This window comes from Micromonospora sp. NPDC050187, from assembly GCF_044459745.1.
Lineage (GTDB): Bacteria > Actinomycetota > Actinomycetes > Mycobacteriales > Micromonosporaceae > Micromonospora.
In genome coordinates, this window is sequence record NZ_JBITJH010000013.1 from 51772 (window position 1) to 74502 (window position 22731).

A 22731-nucleotide genomic window follows, 5' to 3' on the forward strand; every position below is an offset into this window, starting at 1 on the left:
GGACCGGACCGGCCGGTGTCCGCGCTGCCCCTGATCGACCCGACCGACCGGGCCCTGCTGGCCGGCTTCCGCACCGCCACCGACCCCGTCGGGGAGTACCCGGCCGACGCCACCGTGCCGGAGTTGGTCGCCGCCGTGGCGCGCCGGCAGCCCGACGCGGTGGCCCTGGTCGGTGCCGACGGCAGCACCCTGAGCTACCGCGAACTGGAGCACCGCGCCGACCGCCTCGCCGACCGCCTCGTCGTGGCCGGAGTGCGACCGGACGAGCCGGTCGCGGTGGCCCTGCCCCGCTCGGTGGACCTGGTCGTCACACTCCTCGCCGTCCTCAGGGCCGGCGGCGCGTACCTGCCGCTGGATCCGGACGACCCGCCCGCCCGGATCCGGCAACTGCTCACCGTCGCCGGAGATCCGCTGGTACTGGCGACCGGAGAGGTGCCGGGCGCCACCCGCCTGTTCCGCCTGGACCAGCCCACCGCCGCCGACCGGCTGGCCGCCCCCGACGAGCTCACCGCCGCCGACCGGCCGGCTGCCCCCGACGGGCCCACCGCCGCCGACCCGGTCTTCGCCGCTGATCGGCGCGGTGCGGCGCCGGGCGGGCGGGCGCACCCGTCCGGACTGGCCTACGTCAGCTTCACCTCCGGGTCCACCGGCACCCCCAAGGGGGTCGCGGTCCCGCACGCCGCCGTGGTCCGCCTCGTCCACCAGCCCGGCTACCTGCGCCTGGGCCCGGAGGAGACCGTGCTGCACCTCGCTCCCGTGGCGTTCGACGCGGCCACGCTGGAGATCTGGGGTGCCCTGGCCAACGGCGCCCGGTTGGTGGTGGCCCCGGCCGGTGCGCCCGACCTCGCCGAGCTGGCCCGGCTGCTCCGTCGGGAACGGATCTCCGTGCTCTGGCTGACCGCCGGACTCTTCCACCAACTGGTCGAGTTCGACCCGGAGTGTCTCGCCGGGGTCGGCCAGCTGCTCGCCGGTGGGGACGTGCTCGCCCCCGAGGCGGTCCGCCGGGCGCTACGGGTGCGCGGCGGAGCGCCCCTGGTCAACGGGTACGGCCCGACCGAGAACACCACCTTCACCTGCGTGCACCCGATGACGGACCCGCAGGCCGTGCCGGACCCGGTGCCGATCGGCCGTCCGGTGCCCCGGTCAACGGTCTACGTCCTCGACCCACAGGGACGTCAGGTGCCGGTCGGGGTGCCCGGCGAGCTGTACACCGGCGGCGCCGGGCTGGCCCGGGGCTACCTCGGCCGTCCGGGGACGACCGCGGCGGCGTTCCTGCCCGACCCGTTCGACCCGCGTCGGGGCGCCCGGATGTACCGCACCGGCGACCTGGTCCGCTGGCGGCCGGACGGCACCCTCGACTTCCTCGGCCGTATCGACGGGCAGGTCAAGATCCGGGGCTTCCGGGTCGAGCCGGGCGAGGTGGCCGCGGTGCTGCGTACCCACCCGGACGTCGGGGACGCCGCCGTGGTCGTCGACGGGGAGGGGGAACGACGCCGGCTGCTCGCCTACCTGACGCCCCGACCCGGCCGGGGAACCCCGCGCCCCGAGGAGCTGGCCCGGTACGCCGCCGAGCGGCTTCCCGCCCACCTGCGCCCGGCCGCTCACCTGGTCCTGCCGGCCCTGCCGCTGACCCGTAACGGCAAGATCGACCGTCGGGCCCTGCCCCTGCCGGAACCGCCGCCGGTCCGGCCGCCCGCCAACCTGACCGACCCGACCCACCTCCGGCTGGCCGAGGTCTGGGCCGACCTGCTCGGCACCGCACCGGCCCGGGCCGACGACGACTTCTTCCTCCTCGGCGGGAACTCGCTGCTGGCCACCCGGCTCACCTTCGTCGTGGCCGACCGGTTCGGCGTCGACCTGCCGGTCCGCCTGGTCTACGAGCGGCCCACCCTCGCCGCGTTGGCCGACGCCGTCGCCCACCGCGCCTCCGGTGTGCGGGTCGCGTCCACGGGAGTGGTCCGACGGGATCGGGGCGGGTACCGGTCGGCGCAGGGCCAGGTCGCCGTCGTGTCGTCCGTGTCGCTGGTCCCTCCGCCGCCGATCGTCCCGTCCGTGGCGGGGCCGGTCATGGCGCCTGCGCCGACCGTACCGCCCGGGCCGGCCCACCTGGTCCGCCCGGTCCCCGGGCCGTGGGCGGTGTGGCGCTGGGTCGGGTTGCGCGCTGCCGGATTCCCGGTCGAGACGCTGACCGCCCTGGGGGACGTGGACCTGGTCCGGGCCGCCGACGCGCTGCTGGCCGCCGGGGAACGGCTCACCGGGGCCCGACGGGACCTGGCCGAACGGCTGCGCCAGGTCCGGGCGGCCAGCCCGGCGGGGGAGCGGACCGGCTGGAACCGGGCGGTCCGTCAGCTCCGCCGGGACACCCCACCGGAGCCGTTGCCCGCCGGTGCCGCGTCGGTCGACGGCGGGGCGCTCGTCCGCGCCCACGCGGCGCTCCGCGCCGCCCACGCCGACCGGGACGTCGCCCTCGTCGGGTACCGGGCCGCGTACGACCGGGCCGCCGCGGAGCGGACCGCCGCGTTGCGGGCCACCGCCGCCGACCCGCTGTTCCGGGAGGCGGTGACCTGGCAGAACCGGCACGCGTTGCGCACCGGCGTCGACCCGGTCCGGTCCGCCGGGGACCGGCGCGACTCCCGGCACCGCCAGCACGAGGCGCTGGTCGCCACCTACCTCCAGCGCTACTGCGTCAAGAACGACACCATCGGCTTCTTCGGCCCGGTCGGCTGGGCCCGGATCACCGACGCCCCGTCCGCGCTCGCCGTCCACCACGGTGACTCACCGCTCGCCCGCCGCACCGTCTACCTGGAGAACTGGGCGGTGGTGGAGGTGGCCGAGGCCCTCGCCGCCCGCGACCCGGGGCTGCGACCGTGGCTGGTGCCGCGTCGGATGCCCTTCCTGGCCGTCCTCGGTGACGAGCTGCACATGCCGCTGACCCCACCGGTCGAGCTGCCGGCGGCGACGGCCCGGCTGCTGCGCGCCTGCGACGGCATCCGGCCGGCCGGCGAGATCGCCGCCGAGCTGGTCGCCGACCCCGCCAGCGGGATCGCCACCCTCGAGCAGGTCTACCGGATGCTCGCCGAGCTGCGCCGGGAACGCCGGATCTCGTGGTCGCTGGAGGTGCCCAAGGAGGACCTCTTCCCGGAACGCGCGCTGCGGGCCCGACTCGCCGCGATCGGCGACCCGGCGGTACGGGAGCCGGCCCTGGCCGCCCTCGACGACCTCGAACGGGCCCGGGACGAGGTGACCGCGGCGGTCGGGGACGCCGACCGGCTCGGTGCCGCGGTCGAGGCGCTGGAGGAGCGCTTCACCGCGATCACCGGTACCGCGCCGACCCGCCGCGCCGGCCGGACCTACGCCGGGCGGACCCTGGTCTACGAGGACTGCCGGTCCGGCACCGAGGTCACCCTCTCCACCGACCTCGTCGCCACCTGCTGGCCCGCACTGAGCCTGCTGCTGGAGAGCGCCCGCTGGTTCACCTCCGCCGGGGCGGCACTGTTCCGGCGCGCCTTCGTCGAGCGGTACCGGGAGCTGGTGGCCCGCACCGGCAGCGCCACGGTGTCCTTCGCCGACTTCTGGCTCTGGGCCAACGACCTGCTCTTCGACCCGCCGGAGAAGCTGATCGCGCCGGTGGTGCGCGCACTCCAGGACCGGTGGGCGAAGATCCTGCCCGAGGCCGTCGACCACCGGATCACCGCTGCCTCCGCCGAGCTGCGGGAACGCGTGGCGGAGGCGTTCGCCGCACCCCGCCCCGGCTGGGTCGGCGCGTACCAGCACAGCCCGGACGTGCTGCTCGCCGCCGACGGCCCGGAGGCGGTGGCGCGCGGGGACTTCCACTGGGTGGTCGGTGAGGTGCACCCGGGCGTGAACACCCTGCGTTCGGCGCTGTTCGTCGCCCAGCACCCCGTTCCCGAGGAACTACGTGCCGCGATGGCCGCCGACCTGCCGTACGGCCGGATCACCCTGGCCGCCTCGGGGGAGGAGGGCGGCGCGTCGTCCCGGCTGACCGACAAGCTGGTCACCGACCGGGACCTGCACCTGGTCTTCGGCCATGACAGCTGCGGGCTCGATCCGGTCACGTCGTTGCCGGTGGCCGACTGCCTCCTCGGACCGGTCGACGGGGTGCTGACCGTGCACAGCCGGGACGGCCGGCACCGGCTGCCGCTGACCGAGGTGCTGGGGGAGGCGCTGATGGTGCAGCTGGTGCAACGCTTCGACATCCGGCGATCCGCCGACCACCAGCCCCGGATCACCGTCGACCGGGTGGTGCTGGCCCGGGAGAGCTGGCGGTTCACCGCCGCGGGGCTGGACTTCGCCGGGCTGCCCGACGAGGGCGAGCGGTTCCACCGCGTCCGGCGCTGGCAGCGGGAGCACGCCCTGCCCCGGCACGTCTTCGTCAAGACACCGGTCGAGGAGAAGCCCTTCCACCTGGACTTCGCCAGCCTCGCCTCGGTGGACGTCTTCGCCCGCGCGGTGCGCCGCACCGTGGGTCACGACCCGGACGCCACCGTACGGATCACCGAGATGCTGCCCGGGCCGGAGCAGGCCTGGCTCACCGACGCGCAGGGCCGGCACCGGACGGCGGAACTGCGCCTGGTCGCCGTCGACACGCGCACCCCCGGCCCGGTCGAGAAGACCGTGCCCGGCACTCCGGCCGCCGACCGGCGGTCGGACCGTCCCCACCGCACCCAGGCGGGATTATGAACACCGAAACCTATGTCCTGCCGTCGTCGTTCACCCAACGTCGACTGTGGATGATCGATCAGATGGCCCCGGGCTCGGTGACCTACCACATCGCCTGGGCGGTCGAACTGCACGGCCCGCTCGACGTGGCCGCGCTGGAGGCCACCCTGAGTTGGCTGGTGGAGCGACACGAGGCGCTGCGCACCCACTTCACCGCCGTCGACGGGGAACCCGCCCAGGTGGTCGGCCCGGCCGCGCCGGTACGGCTGCCGGTCGTGGACGGCGGCGAGCACTGGACCGACCTGGTGGACGCCGCCGCCCGGGAACCCTTCGACCTGGCGACCGGCCCGCTGGCCCGGTTCGGGCTGATCCGCCGGGCCGCCGAGGCGCACGTGCTCACCGTCGTGGTGCACCACGGCGTGGCCGACGGATGGTCGTTCGGGGTCCTCTTCCGCGAACTCGCCGCCGGGTACGCCGCCCTGGCCGCCGGCACCCGACCCGACCTGCCCCCGCCGCCGGTGCAGTACGCCGACTTCGCCGTCTGGCAACGTGAGCAGGACGAACAGGGTGCCTTCGACGCCGACCTGGACTTCTGGCACGCCGAGCTGACCGGCGCGCCGACCCTGCTGGAACTGCCCACCGACCGGCCCCGCCCGGCCGAACAGTCCGACGCCGGCGGTGAGGTCCGGTTCGCCTTCCCCGACGCGCTGGCCGCCCGGCTGCGCGCCGGCCGGGACGGCACCCTGTTCACCCGGCTGCTGGCCGGCTTCCAGGTGCTGCTGCACCGGCTCACCGGCGCCGACGACCTGCTGGTGGCGGTGCCGGTGGCCGGTCGGACCCGGCCGGAGACCCGGGACGTGGTGGGCTTCTTCGCCAACACCCTCGCGCTGCGGGCCCGGTTCACCGACCGGCCGGACTTCGCCGGGGTGCTCGCCCAGGCCCGGGCCTCCGCCACCGCCGTCCAGTCCCGCCAGGACGTCCCCTTCGACCGGATCGTGGACCGGCTGGCCCCGAGCCGCAGCCTCGCCCACGCGCCCGTGGTGCAGGTGATGTTCGCCCTCGACGAACCGCCGGCCCCGGACACCTCGGCCGGCCTGCGGCTCACCCCACGCCTGTGGGAGAACGGCACGGTCAAGTTCGACCTGACGCTTACCGTCGAGGACCGTCCGGACGGCCTGACCGGCCGAATCACCTACCGCACCGACCTCTACGACCCCACCCGCGTCGCCCGCCTCGCCGACCGGTACCTCACCCTCCTCGACGTCGCTCTGGACCGGCCCGACACCCCCGTCGGCGAGCTGCCGATGCTCGACGCGGGAGAGCGGGAGCGGCTCCTGCGCGCCGGCAACGACACCGACCTGCCGCTGCCCCCGGTGGCGACGGCCGGTGAGCTGCTCGACCGGTACCCGCCCGCCGTCGGTGACGCCGTCGCGGTCGCCGGCCCGGACGGCGCGCTCAGCCACCGGGACCTCGCCGTGCGCGCCAACCGGATCGCCCACCTGCTGCGCCGCCACGGCGTCGGCCCGGACACCCCGGTCGGGCTCTGCCTCGGTCGGGGCACCGACCTGGTCGCGGCGGTTCTCGGCGTCTGGCGGGCCGGCGCCGGCTACCTGCCCCTCGACCCGGGGCTGCCGACCGACCGCCTCGCCACCATGCTGGCCGACGCCGCCCCGCCGGTGGTGCTGACCGACGCCACCGGTGCCGACCCCGCCGCCGGGGCGGTGGCCGCCGCCGGCACCACCGCGCCGGTCGTGCTCCGCCTCGACCAGCTCGACCCGACCGGCCTCCCCACCGACCCGCCGCCGGTCGCCGGTCACCCGGACGCGTTGGCCTACCTGCTCTACACCTCCGGTTCCACCGGCCGCCCCAAGGGCGTCGCGGTCACCCACGGCGCGGTGGTCAACCTGCTCGTCGGGTTCCACCGGCTGCTCGATCTGACCCCCGCCGACCGGGTCGCCGCCATCACCACCCCGGCGTTCGACATCTCCGTGGTGGAGTTGGTGCTCCCGCTGCTGGCCGGTGCCCGGATCGAGATGCTCGACGCGGACACCGCGCTCGACGCCACCGCCCTGCACGCCGCCCTCACCGACCGGGGCGTCACCGTGCTCCAGGGCACCCCGGCGACCTGGCGGATGCTGGTCGCCGCGCGGGGCGTACCGGCCGGGGTGCGGCTGCGGATCAGCGGCGGCGAGGCGCTCACCCGCGACCTGGCCGACCGGCTGCGCGCCGACGGGGCGCGGGTGCTCAACGGGTACGGGCCGTCGGAGACCACGATCTACTCCTCGGCCGGTCCGGTCGATGCCAACGGCCCGGTCGACCTGGGCCGACCCTGCGCGAACACCCGCATCCACCTGCTCGACGCGGCTGGCGAGCCGGTGCCCGACGGAGTGGTCGGTGAGATCCACATCGGCGGTGCCGGGGTGGCCCGGGGCTACCACGGCCGGCCGGGGCCGACCGCCGACCGGTTCCGGCCCGACCCGTTCGGCGACCGCCCCGGCGGGCGGCTCTACGCCACCGGAGACCTGGCGCGGCGGCTGCCCGACGGGCGGATCGAATACCTCGGCCGGGCCGACCAGCAGGTCAAGGTACGCGGGTTCCGGATCGAACTGGGCGAGATCGAGGCCGCGCTGCGCGACCAGCCCGGCGTCCGGGACGCCGTGGTGACCACCTGGGGGACGGGGGCGGACGTCCGGCTCGCCGCGTACGTGGTCACCGAGCCGGCCGGTGCCGACGCCGCGTCGCTCTGGCCGCAGGTGCGTGCCGCGCTGGCCCGCCGACTGCCCGAGTACATGGTGCCGGCGACCCTGGTCGTCCTCGACGCGCTGCCCCGCACCGCCAGCGGCAAGCGGGACCGGCGGGCCCTGCCCGAGCCGACCTGGCGGGAGACCAGCGGCGACGGGCCCACCGCACCGCGCGACCCGGTCGAGGAGCAGCTCGCCGCGCTCTGGCGGGACGTGCTCGGCCGCGACGAGGTGGGCGTGCACGACAACTTCTTCGCCCTCGGTGGGCACTCGCTGACCGCCACCCGCCTGATCGCCCGCGTCCGCACCACCTTCGGCACCGAGTTGGCGCTGCGCAGCCTCTTCGCCGCGCCCACGATCGCCGAACTCGCCGTCATCGTCGCCGCCGGGGGTGGGGCCCCCGTCGGCACCGACCGGATCGGTCCCGCCGGGCCAACCCCGCAGGACCTGCTCGCCTCGCTCGACGACCTCTCCGACAGCGAGGTCGACGCGTTGCTGGACACCCTGATCGCCGAGGAGGGCATGTGACCCCGCACAGGGAACGGGTGGTCGTCATCGGAGCCGGCCTGGCCGGTTCACTCGCCGCGCTCTACCTCGCCCGGCGGGGCTACACGGTCGACGTCCACGAGCGACGGCCCGACCCCCGCACCGCCCCGCCCGGCGCGGGCGGCCGGTCGATCAACCTCGGCCTTTCCGCCCGGGGCATGCGCGCCCTCGACGGGGTGGGTCTCCTCGCCGACGTGCTCAAGCGCAGCGTGCCGATGCGCGGCCGGGTGGTGCACGCCCCGGACGGGTCGGTGCGCTTCCAGCCGTACGGGGTGCGGGAACACGAGATCCTCCACTCGGTGCTCCGCGACGAGCTGATCGCGCTGGTCGTGGAGGCCGCCGAGGCGGAGCCGGGGGTCCGGTTCCACTTCGGCAGCCGTCTGCTGCGGCTGGACCGGGAGACCGCGACCGTCGAGGTCGCGCCGACCGGCGGTGGGGAACCGACCCGGATCACCGCGGACTGGGTCGTCGGCGCCGACGGGGTGTTCTCCACCGTCCGGCAACAGATGCAGCACGGGCTGCGCAGCGACTACGCCCAGGAGTTCCTGCCCTGGGGATACAAGGAGCTGACCATCCCGGTCGGCCCGGACGGCCGCCCCCGGGTCCGGCTGGAGGCGCTGCACGTCTGGCCCGGCCACGAGGCCCTGATGGTGGCGCACCCCAACCGGGACGGCTCGCTGACCTGCTCGCTGTTCATGGCCCACGAGGGGCCGGTGAGCTTCGCCGCGCTGGACACCCCGGCGGCGGTGCGCGACTTCTTCCGTTGGCACTTCCCGGACGCCGAGGACCTGATGCCGAACCTGGTCGACGAGATCGCCGGACACCCGACCGGGCACCTGGTCACCGTCCGCACCTCCCCGTGGCGGCACGCCGACCGGGTGGTGCTGATCGGGGACGCGGCGCACGCGGTCTACCCGTTCTACGGCCAGGGCATGAACTCCGCCTTCGAGGACTGTCTGGTCCTCGACGGCTGCCTCGCCGACCATCCGACGGACCGGGCGGCGGCGCTGGCCGCGTACGAGGCGGCCCGCAAGCCGCACACCGACGTGCTGGCCGACCTGTCCACCGCCAACTTCGTCGACCTGCGGGACCGGGTGCACCGGACCGGATACACCCTCTCCGCAGCCGCCGACCGGGTGCTGTCCCGACTGCTGCCGGGGCGCTGGGTGCCGCTGTACACGATGGTCGCCCACACCACGACCCCGTACGCCGACGCGCTGGCCCGGGCCCGCCGCCAGGAACGTGTCCTGCGCGGCGCCGGTGCCGGTCTCGCCCTGGGCGTCGCGGTAGCCCTCGCCGCCGGGGTCCGCGCCGGGCGCCGGGTCGGGGGGCGGTGGACATCGTGCTGACCCACTCCCTCCTTCCCGGACAGATCCTGTTCACCGCGGCCGACCTGTCCGCCGACCCGCCGCACCCGTTGCTCGACGGGGCAGTCGACCAGTTGCGGGCGGTCGTCGCCTGGGCCCGGGAGTACCTCTGCGAGCCGCACCCGGAGTTGGGCCGCAAGGGACCGGTCTGTCCCTACGCCCAGGGCTCGCTGGACCGGGACACCTTCTACCTGGCCGTGCACCGGGGCGGCACCGTCGATCCGGTCGAGCTGGACACGGTGCTCGCCGGGTACCGGGACTGGTTCGCCGGGCTGGAGCCGCTGGCCGGGCCGGCCGCCCAGTTCAAGACGATCCTGCTCACCCTGCCCGACCTGCCCGTCGACGTGGCCCGGGATACGGTGGACCGCACCCAGGCGCGGCTCAAGCCGGCGTACACCGAGCAGGGTCTGATGCTCGGCGAGTTCCACGACGGGCCCCCGGCCAAGGGCGGCCTGTGGAACACCGAGTTCCGACCCCTGCACAGCCCGGTGCCGATGCTGGTGGTCCGGCACATGGTCGCCAGTGACCTGCCGTTCCTCGTCGACGATGCGGTGACCTGTGCGGCGTACCTGCGGTACTTCGCGCACAGCGCACCCGGCGCGCTGCGCCAGCAGATCGCCGCGGCGGCCGCCCGGCACGGCCTCACCGTGCCCGAGGCCCCCGCCGGCCCGCCGCCGCTGCGCCGGCTCCTGAGCCAGGAGGTGTGATGAGCACGACCGACTCCGCCGCGGACAAACGGGCCCTGCTCGCCCGGCTGCTGGCCGAACGGGCCCGCGCACCCCGCCGGCACCCGGCCTCCTTCGGCCAGCGTCGGCTGTGGTTCCTGGACCGTCTCACCGGCGCCGATCCGGTCTACAACATCCCGGCGGCGTTCCAGGTGTGCGGTCCGCTGGACGTCGACGCGCTGCGGACGGCTCTGGCCGCGATCGTGGCCCGGCACGGGGCGCTGCGGACCACCTTCGCCGAGTCCGGCGGGGAGCCGGTGCAGGTGGTCCACCCGACCGGCGTGCCGGACCTGAGCGTGGTCGACCTGACCGGGCTGCCGGCGGCCGACCGGGACGCCGAGGCCACCCGGCTGGTGTGGGAGCAGGCGCGGCAGCCGTTCGACCTGGCCACCGGCCCGCTGCTGCGGGTGGTGGTGGTCCGGACCGACACCGACCGGCACCACCTGTCGCTCTGCCTGCATCACATCGTCTCCGATGCGTGGTCGCTGAGCGTGCTGTTCCGGGAGTTGGACACCGCGTACGCCGCCGCGCTGGCCGGCGAGCCGGCCCAGCTGCCCGAACTGCCCACCCAGTACGCCGACTTCGCCGTCTGGCAGCGGGAACGGCTGGCCGGGGACACCCTGCGCGGGCAGCTCGACCACTGGCTGGCCCACCTGCGTGGGGCTCCGGCCCTGCTCTCCCTGCCCACCGACCGGCCCCGCCCGACGAGCCGCTCCCAGCGGGGCGCGGCGCACTACCTCACCCTCCCCGTGGAGGTCACCCGCCGGGTCGAGGAGTTCAGCCGGGAGGCCGGGGTCACCCTGTTCATGACCCTGCTCGCCGGGTTCCAGGCGGTCCTGTCCCGGCACAGCGGGCAGGACGACATCGTCGTCGGCACCCCGGTCGCCGGCCGGGACCACCCGGACCTGGAGGGGCTGATCGGGTTCTTCGTCAACACCGTCGCCCTGCGGGTGTCGACGGCGGGGTCACCGTCGCTGCGGGAGCTGGTCGACCGGGTACGCGAGGTCGCCCTCGCCGGCCTCGGCAACGCCGAGCTGCCGTTCGAGAAACTCGTCGAGGAGTTGCAGCCGGACCGCAGCCTGTCCCACGCGCCGGTCTTCCAGGCCCAGCTCGTCCTCCAGAACGCGCCGTACGACGGTTTCCGGCTCACCGGCTGCACGGTCACCACGCTGGAGGTGGACAGCGGCTCGGCCAAGTTCGACCTGACCCTGGTCGGGGAGCGGATCGCCGACGGCGCGCTGCGGCTGGCGTTCGAGTACGACACCGCGCTGTTCGACGTCGCCACCGTGGACCGGCTCGGCCGGCACCTGTGCACCCTGCTGGCGGCGGCGGTCGCCGACCCGGACCGTTCCCTGGACCGGATCCCGCTGCTGGGTGGTGCGGAACTGCGGCAGGTCCTCGTCGACTGGAACGCCACCTACCGGCCGTTGCCCCGGGTCTCCTCGGTGCTGGAGCTGCTGCCCACCGGCCCGTCGGCCCCCGGTGCCCCACCGGCGGTCACCGGCCCGGACGGACGGCTCGACCGGGCCGAGCTGCACCGGCGGGCCGGCCGGATCGCCGGTCGGCTGCGCGCCGCCGGGGTCGGCCCGGACACGCCGGTCGCCATCTGCCTGGACCGGGAGGTCGGGATGGTCGCCGCGGTGCTCGGGGTATGGCGTGCCGGGGCCGGCTACCTCCCGCTCGATCCCGCCCTGCCGGCGGACCGGCTGCGTTTCATGCTGGCCGACTCCGGCACCCGGGTGGTGCTGACCAGCCGCGCGGTCGCCGACCGGCTGACCGGGGTGCTGGACGGGGTCCCGACCGTCCTGCTCCTCGACAGCGACACCGACAGCGACGCCAATGCCGATGCTGACACCAATGCCGACGCCGACGCCGTTGGCACCGCCGAGAAGGCAACCGGCACCGGGACCGACGCTGGCATGGACCAGCCGGGGCCGGCGGTCGTCCCGCACCCGGACGCGCTGGCGTACCTGCTCTACACCTCCGGCTCGACCGGCCGCCCGAAGGGCGTCGCCGTTCCGCACCGGGCTGTGCTCAACCTGCTCACCTCGTTCCGCGCCGACCTCGACCTCGGGCCGGGTGACCTGCTCGCGGCGGTCACCACGTGGTCGTTCGACATCTCCGTGGTGGAGTTGCTCCTGCCGCTGATGTGCGACGTCCCACTGCTGGTGGTCGGCGCGGACGAGACGGCGGACGGGCCGGCCCTGCGCCGCCGGCTGGCCGAGAGCGGGGCGACCGTGCTCCAGGCCACCCCGGCCACCTGGCGGCTCCTGCTGGCCGCCGGTGGGGTGCCCCCGTCGGTGCGGCTGCGGCTCACCGGCGGCGAGGCGCTGCCCCGGGACCTCGCCGACGCGCTCCTCGCCGACGGGGCGTCGCTGTGGAACTGCTACGGACCGACCGAGACGACGGTCTACTCGTCCGCCGGCCCGGTGCCGCCCGCCCCGGCCGCCGTCACCATCGGCGGGCCGATCGCCAACACCCGGCTGCACCTGCTCGACGGGGCGCTCCAGCCGGTGCCGGTGGGCGTGGTCGGCGAACTGTACGTCGGCGGGACCGGGGTGGCCCGGGGCTACCACGGCCGGCCCGGCCTCACCGCCGACCGGTTCGTGCCCGACCCGTTCGCCGACCGGCCCGGCGCCCGCCTCTACGCCACCGGCGACCTGGCCCGGCGCCGGCCGGACGGCACGGTGGAGTACCTCGGCCGCGCCGACCACCAGGTCAAGGTGCGCGGCTTCCGGATCGAGCCGGGCGAGATCGAGACCCTGCTGCGGGCCCGTGACGAGGTCGCCGACGCCGTGGTCACCGCCTGGACCGGCGGGGACGGCGACGTCCGGCTGGTCGCGTACGCGGTGCCGGCCGCCGGGACCGACCCGGACACCCTGTGGGACCGGGTCCGGCCCGCGCTGGCGCGCCGGCTGCCCGAGTACATGGTCCCGGCGACCCTGGTGCCGCTGGCCGCCCTGCCGCTCACCGACAGCGGCAAGGTCGACCGGAAGGCGCTGCCCGCTCCCCGCTGGACCAACTCCGCCGCCGTCCCGGTCGCCCCCCGCGATCCGGTGGAGCGGCTGGTCGCCGAGATCTGGCAGGAGGTGCTGCGGGTCGACACGGTCGGTGTGCACGACGACTTCTTCCGCCTCGGCGGGCACTCGCTGCTCGGGGTGCGGGCGCTGGGCCGGATCGGCGCGGCGGTGGAGATGGAGGTGCCGATCCCGCTGCTCTTCGCCGCCCCCACGGTCGCCGCGATGGCCGACGCGCTCCGCGCCGCCGAGCCGGCGCCCGGTCACGTCGACGCCGTCGCCGCCTTCCGGCAGGAGATGGCCGGCCTCTCCGACGAGGAACTGCGGGCACTGGTGGAGGGCCGGGAATGACCGACCGGGAACGGCTGATCCGGGAGCTGATGGCCCGCCGGGGGCTGGGCACCGCGACCCGGCCGGCGGGCATCCCCCGGCGGGCTCCGGGCACGCCGGTGCCGCTGTCGCCGACGCAGGAGGGGATGTGGTTCCTCGACCGGCTCCAGCCGGGCAGTCCGGCGTACGTGATGAGCCACGCCGTGCGGCTCACCGGGCCGCTGGAGCCGACGGCGGTGCAGGCCGCACTGGACGACCTGGTGACCGCGCACGAGGCGCTGCGGACCCGGTTCGTCGACCGGGACGGTCAGGTCGAGCAGGAGGTGCTCCCCGCCGACGATCCGGCGGCCCGGTGTGAGCTGGTGGTCGAGGACCTGACCGGCGGGTCCGTCGCGGAGCGCGAGGCGGCGGTCGCCGACGCCGTCCGGCAGGAGACCGAGACCCCCTTCGACCTCGGCCGCGCGCCCCTGCTGCGGGTCCGGCTCGGTCGGCTGGACCGCGACGAGCACCTGCTGGTGGTCAGCCTGCACCACATCGTCGCCGACGAACGGTCCGTCGACATCGTCCTGACCGGACTGCTCGACGGACACCGCCGGCACCGCACCGGCACCGGCACCGCTCCCGGCCCGGTCGCCCAGTTCCCCGACCACGTCCTGTGGCAGCGCGAGCGGCTGGCCGGCGGCGTCGCGGACCGGGCGCGGGAGTTCTGGGCCACCCGCCTCAAGGGCTCTTCCGGCCTGCTCGACCTGCCCACCGACCGGCCCCGACCGGCCACCCAGACCTTCGCCGGACGCACCCACGGCTTCACCGTCGCCGACGACCTGACCGCCGCCCTCGACGCGCTGGGCGGGCGCACCGGCTGCACCCGTTTCATGGTGCTGCTCGCCGGGCTCCAGGTGCTGCTGGCCCGGATCGGCGGCACCGACGACGTCTGCGTCGGCTCTCCGGTGACGCTGCGCGCCGACGCGGCCCAGCAGGACATCGTCGGCCTGCTGGTCAACACCCTGCCGCTGCGGACCGACCTGTCCGGCGACCCGACACTGGCCGAGGTGGTGACCCGGGTCCGGGCCACCTGCGTGGAGTCGCTGGCCCACGCCGAGCTGCCGTTCGAGCGGATCGTCGAGACCGCCCGGCTGCCCCGCGATCTGAGCCGCAACCCGCTGTACCAGGTGATGCTGGTGGTCAACCAGGGCGGACCGGAGGGCCCGAGCGGTGATCTCACCGTCCGGCCGGTCCCGGTGGTCCGGGAGACCTCCCGCCTGGACCTGACCGTGGCGGTGCGCGCCGCCGGCTCCGGCCTGGCCGGTCTGGTCGACTACAACACCGACCTGTTCGACGAGGTGACCGTCGCGCGTCTCGTCGACCGTTTCACCGCCGTGCTGTGGGCGCTGGCCACCGAACCGGAGCGCCGGCTCGCCGACCTCGACCTGACCGGTCCGGCCGAACGGCGGGACCTGGCCCGGTGGAACGCCACCGACCGGGCGTACCCGACGGGTGGCCTGCACGACCTGGTCCGGGCCCGCGCGGCGCTCGACCCGGAAGCGCCCGCGCTGCTGGACGTCAGCCCGGACGCCCCGGCCCGGCCGCCGCTGACCTACGGCCGGCTGGTCGCGGACGCCGACCGGCTCGCCGCCCGACTGCGCGACCTCGGCGTCCGGCCGGACCAGCCGGTCGGGCTGGCCCTGCCGGCGGGAGCCGCCGCGCTGACCGGCATCCTGGCGATCCTCACGGCCGGCGGCGGCTACCTGCCGTTGGACCCGGGCCACCCGCCGGTCCGGTTGCGCGGCCTGCTCACCGCCGCCGGCACCACGGTCTGCCTCACCGACGCCGACCTCGCCCGGACGTTGACCGCCCCGCCGGACCCCGACGATCCCGACGACCGGCCGTACCCCGGCACGCTGCTCGTCGTCGACGCCGACGGTCACCCCACCGACGGGTGCGACGGTGCCGAGCCGGCCGACGGGGTGCCCACACCGGTCCACCCCGACCAGCTCGCCTACGTCATCCACACCTCCGGCTCCACCGGCACGCCGAAGGGCGTGACGGTCGGCCACCGCACCGCCGTCAACCTGGCGCTGGCCTTCGCCGACCTGCACCGGATCGGCCCCGGCGACCGGCTGCTCATGCTGCCCCCGCTCAGCTTCGACGCCTCCGTCGGCGACCTCTTCCCGGCCCTGGCCAGCGGGGCGGCGCTGGTGGTGCACCGGCAGCCGGCAGCGATCACCGGTCCCGGCCTGGCCGAGCTGTGCCGCACCCACGGGATCACCCTGGTCGACACCGCCGCGCCGCTCTGGGCACGCTGGGTGGACGACCTGGCCGCCCGGTCCGGGCCGGTCGACGCCGGGCCGCTGCGCGCCATGATGGTCGGCGGGGAGGCCGTCGACCTGGACACCGTCCGCCGGTGGGCCCGACTCACCGACGGCCGGGTGACCATGTACAACCACTACGGTCCGACCGAGGCGACCGTCTGCGCCACCACCTACGCCACCGTCGACGGGGCGGAACTGCCCGGCCTGACCCGGCTGCCGATCGGCCGTCCGGTGCCGAACGTGCGGGTCCACGTCCTCGACGCCGACCTGCGGCCGGTGCCGATCGGCCTGCCCGGCGAGGTGTACGTCGGCGGCACCGCGCCGGCCCGGGGCTACCTCGGTCGACCCGCCGAGACCGCCACCCGCTTCGTGCCCGACCCGTACGCGTCCGGGGCCCGGCTCTACCGCACCGGCGACCTGGCCCGGCACCGCGCCGACGGCACGCTGGAGTTCCTCGGACGCACCGACCGGCAGGTCAAGATCCGTGGGTACCGGGTCGAGGTCGGCGAGGTGGAGGCGGCCTGCGCGACCCTGCCCGGGGTGGGCCGGGCCGCCGTGGTGGTCGACCACGCCGCCACCGGTTCCCGGCTGGTCGCGTACCTCGTCGGCGACGCGGACGCCCCGGACGGCGCGGCGGCGCGCGCCGCGCTACGGCGGCGGATGCCGGAGCACCTGATCCCGGCGGCCTTCGTCCGGGTGCCGGAGCTGCCCACCAACCGGCACGGCAAGCTGGACCTGGCCGCCCTGCCGGCCCCCGACGACGCCACCGACCGGCCCGCGCACGAACCACCGGCCACCCCGACCGAGAAGACCCTCGCGGAGATCTGGGTCGACCTGCTCGGCACCGGACCGGTCGGCCGCCGGGACAACTTCTTCGACCTCGGTGGACACTCGCTGCTCGCGGCCACCGTGGTCACCCGGATCCGGGCCGCCCTCGGCGCGGACCTGCCGCTGCGGGCGCTGTTCGAGGCCGCCGACCTGGCCGGGCTCGCCGCCGTCCTCGACGGCGACGGGCCGACCCCGGCCGACCACGGCGACCTGCTGCGCGCCGAGGCCCGCCGCGCCGACGACCTGCCCGTGCCGGCCGGCACCGTCCCGGCGGTGCCGGAGCAGGTGCTGTTCACCGGGGCCACCGGGTTCCTCGGCGCGTACCTGCTCGCCGACTGGCTCACCCACACCCGGGCCACCGCGCACTGCCTGGTCCGCGCCGACACACCGGCCGCCGCCGTCGACCGGGTCCGCGCCAACCTGCACCGGTACGGCCTCTGGCGACCGGAGTACGCCGACCGCCTCGTGGGCGTCCCCGGGGACCTCGGCGCACCCCGGCTCGGGCTGACCGGGGTGGCCTTCGCCGAGCTCGGCGAACGGCTCGACGCGGTCGTCCACAACGGCGGCGTGGTCAACTTCGTGCAGCCGTACCCGGTGCTGCGTCCGGCCAACGTGGACGGCACCCTGGAAGTGCTCCGGCTCGCCACCACCGCCCGCCCCAGCGCGGTGCACTTCGTCTCCACCCTCGGGGTCTTCGTCACCCCGTCGCGCATCCGCACCCTGGTGTACGAGGGGGACGTGCCGGACGACTGCGACGGCCTGTACGACGGCTACAACGCCAGCAAGTGGGTCGCCGACGCGCTGGTCCGCGCCGCCCGTGACCGGGGCCTGCCGGTCAGCGTGCACCGGCCCGCCCGGATCACCGGCGACGCCCGTACCGGGGTGGGCAACGTCGACGACTTCTTCAGCCGGCTGCTGAAGACCTGCGTGCAGCTCGGTGCCGTACCGGACATCGACGACCCCGCCGACCTCGCCCCGGTGGACTACGTGGGGGCCGGCATCGGCCACCTGACCCGGACCGGGTCCACCGGCGACCACCACTACTACAACAACCGCACCATCACCTACGCCGCTCTCGCCGAGGCGATCACCGACTTCGGCCATCCGGTGGAGCTGGTGCCGTACCCGCGTTGGCGGGCGGCGCTGCTGGCCCGGCCGGACGTCGCCCTCGCCCGGTTCACCCCGCTGTTCGGCGCGGGCACCCCGGTACGCACCCAACCGGACTTCGACTGCACCGCCACCGAGAACGCCCTCGCGGCGGCCGGCATCACCTGCCCGGCGGCGGACGCGCACCTGCTGCACACCTACCTGGCGGCGTTCGTCGCCGCCGGGTTCCTCGACTCGCCGGGGAGGACCCGTGGCTGACCGTACGCTGCCGTACCACCGCTGGGTGGCCATCTGGCTCGGCCAGCTCGTCTCGCTGATCGGGTCGAGCCTGACCGCGTTCGTCCTCGGCGTCTGGGTCTACCAGCGCACCGGCTCGGTCACCCAGTTCTCGATGATCTTCCTGGCCGCCACCCTGCCGGCGGTGCTGGTGGCGCCGTTCGCCGGAGCCCTCGCCGACCGCCGGGACCGCCGCCGGTTGATGCTCGCCAGCGACACCCTCGCCGCGGTGGGCACCGCCGCGCTCGCCGCGCTGGTCGCGGCCGACGCGCTCCAGGTGTGGCACATCTACCTGGCGACGGTGCTCAGCGCCGGGGCGTCCACCGTGCACCAGGTCGCCTACCAGGCGATGACCCCGGCACTGGTCGGCAAGCGGCACCTCGGCCGGTTCAACGGGCTGATGCAGGTCTCCCGGGCGGTGCAGATCGCCGCGCCGCTGGTCGCCGGGGTGCTGGTGGTGACCATCGGGGTCGGCGGGGTCATGGCCGTCGACCTGGCCACCTTCGTCGTCGCGGCCGGCACCCTGCTGCTGGTCCGGCTGCCCGCCGAGGTGACCCGCCCGGCCGGGAGAGGCGCCACCGACGAGCCGGTGCTGCGCGGGGCCGCCGCCGGCTGGCACCACCTGCGGCAGCGCCCGGGCCTGCTCCGGCTCATGCTGGTCTTCGGGGCCTTCAACTTCCTCTTCGGCATCGCCGGGGTGCTGGTCCAGCCGCTGATCCTCTCGTTCACCTCGGCGGACACCCTCGGCGTGCTGATGTTCGCCGGCGGGGCCGGACTCTTCGCCGGCAGCCTGCTGATGGGTGCGTGGGGCGGGCCGACCCGGCGGGTGACCGCCGTGTGCGGTGGACTCGCGATCGGCGGGGTGGCGCTGGTGCTGCACGCGGCGGCCCCGTCCGTGTGGCTGATCGGCGTGGTCGCCCCGCTGTTCCTGTTCACCCTGCCGATCGTGAACAGCTCCACCATGACCCTGATCCAGACCAAGACCGAGCCGGCCGTGCTCGGCCGGGTGCTCGCCACCGCCCGGGTGATCGGCGACGCCAGCATCCCGTTCGCGTACGTGCTGGCCGGGCCGATCGCCGACGGGGTCGAGCCGCTGCTGCGCGCGGACGGGGCGCTCGCCGGCTCGGTCGGCTCGGTGATCGGCACCGGCGACGGCCGGGGCGTCGCGCTGGTCTTCGCGGTCACCGGGGCGTTGATGGTGCTCCTCGCCGGGTCCGCGTGGGCGTGGCCGGCGCTGCGCGGCGTCGACGACCTGCCCGACGCCCTCCCCGACGATCCGGCCGAACCGGTCGGCCCCGATGCCGACCCCGTCGACCGTGCCGGCTCCGCCGACGGTGCCGCCGGCCCCGAGACCGTCCCCGCGAACCGCTGACCCTGTCCCTGCATTCGTACCCTGACCCGAAGGAGCGCCCCGCCATGCCGGTGCCGCTGAGCCCGGACGAGGCCCACCTGTTCCTCGCCTCCGACGCCGCCCCCGCCGCGTACCTCGACCTGCTCGACGCGGTCTCCTTCCGCAGCGCCGCCGCCGGTCTGCGCCTGGGGGTGTTCGAGGCGCTGGCCGACGGGCCGCTGCCGGTCGACCGGCTCGCCGAGCGCACCGGCACCGACCCGTTGGGGCTGCGGATCCTGCTCGACGCGCTGGCCGGCTACGGCTACCTGACCCGGGCCGACGGGCAGTACGCCAACAGCGCCAACACCGCCCGCTGGCTGCTGCGCGACGCCCCGGGCAGCTTCGCCCCGGCGCTTTCCTTCTGGTCGACCGTGCTCACCGGCTGGTGGCAGGACCTGGAGTCGTCGATCCGCTCCGGCGGCCCGACCGGCGACTTCTACGCCTGGCTGGAGAAGCACCCGGAGGCCCTCGCCGACTTCCACACCATGCTGCGCGGCCTCGCCGACGCGCTCGGTCCGGAGATCGTCGACCTGGTCCCGGTCCCCGCCGGGGCGCGCAGCGTGCTCGACGTGGGCGGCGGGCACGCCGCGTACCCGGTCGCCCTCCTCACCGCCCACCCGCAGTTGCGGGCGACCGTGGTGGACCTCGACGGGGCGCTGGCCCAGGGCGTGCGGACCGTGGCCGATGCCGGCCTGACCGACCGGGTCACCCTGCGTCCGGGCGACCTCTTCACCGCCGACCTCGGCATCGACCACGACCTGGTGCTGCTCTTCAACATCGTGCACGGCTACCAGCGGGAGGCGGTGGGCACCCTGCTGCGCCGGGCCGCCGCCGCGCTGCGCCCCGGCGGCCGGGTGGTCCTGCTCGAACCCCTCGCCGAGGTGCCGGAGCGGCCGGCCGGGCCGGGGGAGGCGTTCGTCCGGATGTTCAGCCTGAACCTCTTCCACACCCAGGGCGGCCGGGCGTACGCCTACGACGAACTCGTCGCGCTGTTGGGCGAGGCGGGCTTCACCGACGTCCGCCAGCACATGCTGACACGTTCCGACACCGACCACCTGGTGACCGGCGTGCTTGCCGGCTGATGTCCGCTCCGCACCTGGTCCCGCTCGGCGGCGGGTGGGGGCTGTGGCCCTCGTTCTGCGTCCGGGCCGCCGGCTTCCCCGTCGACCTGCTCGAATCCCTGGCCGACCCGGAGTTGGCCGCCCTCGCCGACGCGGTCGACGCCGGGGCCGACGATCGCGCGTACCGCGCCCGGTTCCGGCACGCCGAGCGGGCCCTCGCGCGAGCGCTGCACTCCGCCGCCGCCGATCCCCGGATCCGGGAGGCGGTCGCCTGGCAGAACCCGAACGCTCTGGACACCGGCTTCGACACCCTGCTGCGCCGTGACCCGGAGACCGTGACGCGCACCGGCCGGCACCGCAAGACCGAGGCCCTGGTCACCAGCTACCTGCACCGGTACGCGGCGAAGAACGACACGATCGGTTTCTTCGGGCCGCTGCGCTGGGCGCGGATCGACCCGGAGCAGCCGGAACCCGTCCGCGCCGTGCACGACGGCACCGCCGGGGACCGCACCCTCTACCTGGAGGGGTGGGCGCTCGCGGAGCTCGGCCGGACCCTCGCGCCGCCGCTGCGCCCCTGGCTGGTGCCCCGGCTGCTGCCGCTGCTCGGCGTCGACGGCGACACCCTGCGGGCGCCGCTGGCCGACCCGGTGCCACTGGACCCGGTGCAGGCGGCCGTCCTGCGGGCACTGCGGCCGGGGCGTACCGCCCGGCAGGTCGTCGCGGCGGTCCACGCCGACGCCGGAGGAGACCCGGACCGGGTGTGGGCGGCGCTGGACCGGCTGCACGCCGACCGCCGGATCGAATGGACCCTGGAGGCCGCCCCCGACGACCTGCACCCCGCCGCCACCCTGCGGGCTGTCGTCGCCGGAGTCGACGACCCGGCGGTACGCGCGCCCGCGCTGGCCGCCCTGGACCGGCTGACCTCGGCGGCGGCGACCGTGGCGGCGGCCCGGGGTGACGCGACGGCGGTGCGCGACGCCCTCGCCGGCCTCGGCACGACCTTCACCGACCTCACCGGCGCGGCTCCGGTCCGCGCGGCCGGTCAGCTCTACGCCGGCCGTACGCTCGTCTTCGAGGAGTGCCGGCGGCCGGACTCGATCCGGCTCGGCCGGGCGGCGCTGGACACCCTCGCCGGGCCGCTGGCCCTGCTGCTGGACAGCGCCCGCTGGTACACGGCGGCCGGCGCGGCGCTCTACCGGCGGGCGCTGCGCACCCTGCACGACCAGCTTGCGGCCCGACGCCCCGGCACGCCGGTGCCGCTGGCCGACCTGTGGCTCGCCGCCCGGAGCGTGCTGATCGACGACCCCGGCCCGGTGGTCCGCCCGTTGACCCGCGCCCTGCACCACCGGTGGGAACGGCTGCTCGCGGTCGGGGCCGGCGACCGACGGGTGCGGCGCTCCACCGCCGACCTGCGCGGTGCCGCTGCCGCTGCGTTCCCCGCCGGCCCGCCCGGCTGGGCCACGGCCGTCCAGCACAGCCCGGACCTGATGGTCGCCGCCCCCGACCTGGCCGCGATCGCCGCCGGTGACGTCGACTGGGTTCTCGGCGAGCTGCATCCGGGCTACCACACCATGCGCTACGCCAGCTGGGTCGACTGCCACCCGGACCCGGCCGCGCTGGCCGGGGCGATGGCTGCCGACCTGCCCGGCCCGGTGGTCCGGCTCGGCGCGACCGGCAGCCAGGGCGGCAGCGCCACCCGCTTCTCGCCCCGGCTGCTCGCCCCCGCTCACCGGCGGCTGGTCTTCGCCCCGGACACCTGCGGCCACGACCCCGACCACGACCTGGTGGTCGGCGGCTGCGACGTGGTCGACACCGACGGCCGGCTGCTGGTCCGCCGCCGGAACGGCGGCGACTGCCACGACCTGCTGGAGGTCTTCGCGGACCTGGTCGCCGCGAACCTGATGCCGCACTTCCGGCTGCTCTCCCCGGCACCGCACCGGCCCCGGGTGACCATCGACCGACTGGTGGTCAGCCGCGAGTCGTGGACGCTCCCGGCCACCGGCCTGGACTTCGCGGACGACCCGGACGAGGCCCGCCGCTTCCTGCGAGTGCGCTCCTGGGCGAATCGGGTCGGCCTGCCCCGGCACGTCTTCCTCCGCTGCAGCGGCGAGCGCAAACCGGTGCACGTCGACCTGGCCAGCCTGGCGTCGGTCGAGGTGCTCTGCCGAGCGGTCCGCCGGGCGCGACGCACCGGCGGGGCCGCCGCGGAGGTCACCGTGACCGAGATGCTGCCCGGCCCCGGGCAGCTCTGGTTCACCGACCCGCACGGCCGCCGGCACAGCGCCGAACTGCGCTTCGTCGCAGCCCCGCTGCCCGCCGACCGGCCCCCGTCACCCACGTGACAGGCGGACCGG

At 75.8% G+C, this 22731-nt stretch carries 9 protein-coding genes; all 9 read left to right on the forward strand.

Annotated features, from left to right (window positions below):
- The first annotated feature begins 54 nt into the window (after positions 1-54).
- The 9 genes from ACIBJE_RS20300 to ACIBJE_RS20340 are packed head-to-tail and all read left to right on the forward strand — an operon-like array spanning position 55 to position 22719.
- Positions 55-4701 (forward strand): amino acid adenylation domain-containing protein, encoded by a 4647-nt coding sequence (locus tag ACIBJE_RS20300; RefSeq protein ID WP_396750726.1) that lies wholly within the window; start codon positions 55-57, stop codon positions 4699-4701.
- Complete coding sequence (locus tag ACIBJE_RS20305) at positions 4698-7949, forward strand: amino acid adenylation domain-containing protein (RefSeq protein ID WP_396750499.1); 3252 nt, start codon at positions 4698-4700, stop codon at positions 7947-7949. Before ACIBJE_RS20300 ends, ACIBJE_RS20305 begins: the two co-directional genes overlap by 4 nt.
- Complete coding sequence (locus ACIBJE_RS20310) at positions 7946-9316, forward strand: FAD-dependent oxidoreductase (RefSeq protein ID WP_396750501.1); 1371 nt, start codon at positions 7946-7948, stop codon at positions 9314-9316. The genes ACIBJE_RS20305 and ACIBJE_RS20310 overlap by 4 nt, the downstream gene beginning before the upstream one ends.
- Entirely contained in the window at positions 9310-10041 is a 732-nt protein-coding gene (locus ACIBJE_RS20315; protein ID WP_396750503.1) for a DUF6875 domain-containing protein, read from the forward strand. The genes ACIBJE_RS20310 and ACIBJE_RS20315 overlap by 7 nt, the downstream gene beginning before the upstream one ends.
- A complete protein-coding gene (locus ACIBJE_RS20320) occupies positions 10041-13427 on the forward strand; it encodes an amino acid adenylation domain-containing protein (RefSeq protein ID WP_396750505.1) in 3387 nt (1128 codons plus the stop codon). The genes ACIBJE_RS20315 and ACIBJE_RS20320 overlap by 1 nt, the downstream gene beginning before the upstream one ends.
- Positions 13424-17908 (forward strand): amino acid adenylation domain-containing protein, encoded by a 4485-nt coding sequence (locus ACIBJE_RS20325; protein WP_396750507.1) that lies wholly within the window; start codon positions 13424-13426, stop codon positions 17906-17908. Before ACIBJE_RS20320 ends, ACIBJE_RS20325 begins: the two co-directional genes overlap by 4 nt.
- Positions 17901-19298 (forward strand): MFS transporter, encoded by a 1398-nt coding sequence (locus tag ACIBJE_RS20330; RefSeq protein WP_396750509.1) that lies wholly within the window; start codon positions 17901-17903, stop codon positions 19296-19298. Before ACIBJE_RS20325 ends, ACIBJE_RS20330 begins: the two co-directional genes overlap by 8 nt.
- Before the next feature lie 44 nt (positions 19299-19342).
- Positions 19343-20398 (forward strand): methyltransferase, encoded by a 1056-nt coding sequence (locus tag ACIBJE_RS20335; RefSeq protein ID WP_396750511.1) that lies wholly within the window; start codon positions 19343-19345, stop codon positions 20396-20398.
- Positions 20398-22719 (forward strand): lantibiotic dehydratase, encoded by a 2322-nt coding sequence (locus tag ACIBJE_RS20340; RefSeq protein WP_396750513.1) that lies wholly within the window; start codon positions 20398-20400, stop codon positions 22717-22719. Before ACIBJE_RS20335 ends, ACIBJE_RS20340 begins: the two co-directional genes overlap by 1 nt.
- Positions 22720-22731 lie beyond the last annotated feature (12 nt).

Excerpts from the sequence above, each read along its gene's own strand:
- ACIBJE_RS20335 (WP_396750511.1), top strand. The coding sequence starts at position 19,343 with ATGCCGGTGCCGCTGAGCCCGGACGAGGCCCACCTGTTCCTCGCCTCC.
- ACIBJE_RS20320 (WP_396750505.1), top strand. The coding sequence starts at position 10,041 with ATGAGCACGACCGACTCCGCCGCGGACAAACGGGCCCTGCTCGCCCGG.
- ACIBJE_RS20325 (WP_396750507.1), top strand. The coding sequence starts at position 13,424 with ATGACCGACCGGGAACGGCTGATCCGGGAGCTGATGGCCCGCCGGGGG.
- ACIBJE_RS20340 (WP_396750513.1), top strand. The coding sequence starts at position 20,398 with ATGTCCGCTCCGCACCTGGTCCCGCTCGGCGGCGGGTGGGGGCTGTGG.
- ACIBJE_RS20305 (WP_396750499.1), top strand. The coding sequence starts at position 4,698 with ATGAACACCGAAACCTATGTCCTGCCGTCGTCGTTCACCCAACGTCGA.